The organism is Paenibacillus sp. LHD-38 (genome assembly GCF_031157315.1).
Classification (GTDB): domain Bacteria; phylum Bacillota; class Bacilli; order Paenibacillales; family Paenibacillaceae; genus Pristimantibacillus.
The window spans coordinates 1-2,022 of record NZ_JAVIFU010000117.1 but is presented as its reverse complement, the minus strand read 5'-3'; the positions used below and the strand labels follow the sequence as shown (position 1 = coordinate 2,022).

Sequence of the window (2,022 nt, the reverse complement as noted above, 5' to 3'; positions counted from 1 at the left end):
ATAGATAGGACGAAGGAATGTGAGGGCATAGACCCGTTGAGATTTGGGAGAGTGAATCCCAAGGACCTTGTGGAGAGAGACGTGCAGTAAATCTTTATTTGGAAGATGTTGTAATTAGATCAGCACCTTCTATTCCCGCATGCCCTCAAACGGAACTGCTTAGCCCACCTCATGTAATCCTTTAAACTCCTATTTAAACATGCATGTGAAATTCTGCGAATGAGCGAGCATTCGTGAGAAAAACCTTATTCTCTGAGGGAGCTTAACGAACTCTCATCACTACCAATCAGACTAATACCAGATATCTCTCCAATTTTATTCGTGTACTCGCCAGCTCGGTCATAGACAAATTCATCTAAAAAAGAAGCTATCACTTCATTAATAACATCGTGTTTTATGTCGATTGCAGTTTCATTGAAGTGAATAGGAGCATCACTAAAAGTGACATGATTAGCCCCATGAATTTTAATAAAGGACTTGTAACCAGTTAGAACACTTGCAAGGTGTGATTGTCCTTTAATTGTTTCGCGAGCAACAGTTTCATTCCAACCATCATTTATTAGCATCTCATAAGTCGTAGAATTTTGTCGCATCAGCAAAACAGGAGTGGAGAGTGGAGACGTGCTTGAACCGAGAAGATGGAGGCTTGGGTCTAATAATATACCTGCCTTTATAAGTGAATTTTCTTTTAAAACCCTGTACACTGCGGCTCCACCTAAAGAATGCCCTATTAAGCCTATTCTCTGTAAATTGACTTTGTTTTTTAGCAACTCATCAATTTCGTTTAGTTCAGGTAATTTATCCAATACATAACGGATATCCTGTATTCTTATTTCTAATAACGTCAGCCATCCTTCAAAATCGGTCCCTTCTAAATCGGCGAGGGTCTTCAATTGTTGAACATATTCGCCATCAGGAAATACAGTAAACACCGAATCATAAGTTGCTCCGATAGTCAGGACAACAAAACCTTGTATAACAAGATTCTTAATATTAAACCAATACATATCTCTTTCAATACCAAATGCAGGTGAGTAAATAATAACGGGATAAACACCGCCCTCTAGAATACCTGCATTATAATAAACGTTTGTTTTTAGTTTGTTTAAATAAGCTACATCGGCTCCAAAATTATTTAAAAACTCAATGGCTGTTTCCTCACCAGGATGAAATAATTCTGGGTACACAGGTTCGTGCTCTGAGATGTCCGAATCATAAGAAGGATAATAGATACTTATCATAAAACGCCGTTTACTTCCATCATTCTTAAATGGGTTGTCCCTACCTATATCCGTAAACACTCTAGTAGTTCGACCAATTCTCACATCAGCACCCCTTTACGATATTGAAGTACACCTCTAAGACCATGTTTCTTAAGTATACCATATTTTGGTAGTACACTGCCCGTTAGTTCAACAATTGAGATGAACGGTATGATCCGAATACGACGGTAGCCATGGACGAGAAAATAAAGTCTTAGAAAGCAGCTGCTATTATTGAACTATCGTACCCGTCCCTCGGTTTTAAGGGTTTATCTCACATATACTCACTCATTCGCAGGATTTCGTCGCGATGGAATACAGCTGTTGTTCAGAAAGCAAGCTCATTAGGCACCGTTGCTCTGGTCTTGGGCATGCGGGAACAGAAGAAGCGTGTGGGACATTTCTCCAAGTACTATTCTTCTGCACGCATACTCCACAATCGCATAGGTCGATTGGACAATGCGCTTCTCGAGCAAGCCACGACGGGTGCAAAGGCTTCCGTCATTCAGCTCCTTCAATCCTTACGTGGCGTCGCGCGCCTAACCGCCATTACCATTGCCGCAGAAATCGGCACGTTTGCGCGGTTTCGCTCCCCTGCGCAACTCATGGCCTACTTAGGTCTTGTTCCTTGTGAATACTCGTCAGGTCAGAGCACGCGCCGAGGTTCGATGACAAAAGCGGGCAATAACCACTTGCGTCGTACGTTGGTGGAGTCGGCATGGAGCTACCGTCATCGACCAGCCGTTAAGGGTGATTTAGC

The 2,022-nt window shown here is 42.1% G+C and carries 2 protein-coding genes; one reads left to right on the top strand and one right to left on the bottom strand.

Going from position 1 to position 2,022, the window contains the following annotated elements:
- Positions 1-245: 245 nt before the first annotated feature.
- Positions 246-1,325 (bottom strand): alpha/beta hydrolase family protein, encoded by a 1,080-nt coding sequence (locus RCO25_RS34455; RefSeq protein ID WP_309000546.1) that lies wholly within the window; start codon positions 1,323-1,325, stop codon positions 246-248.
- Positions 1,326-1,633: 308 nt separating this feature from the next.
- Here RCO25_RS34455 and RCO25_RS34450 point away from each other — a divergent pair.
- Positions 1,634-2,022, top strand: a 389-nt coding sequence (locus RCO25_RS34450; RefSeq protein ID WP_374992223.1) for a transposase, incomplete at its 3' end; no start/stop codon positions are given.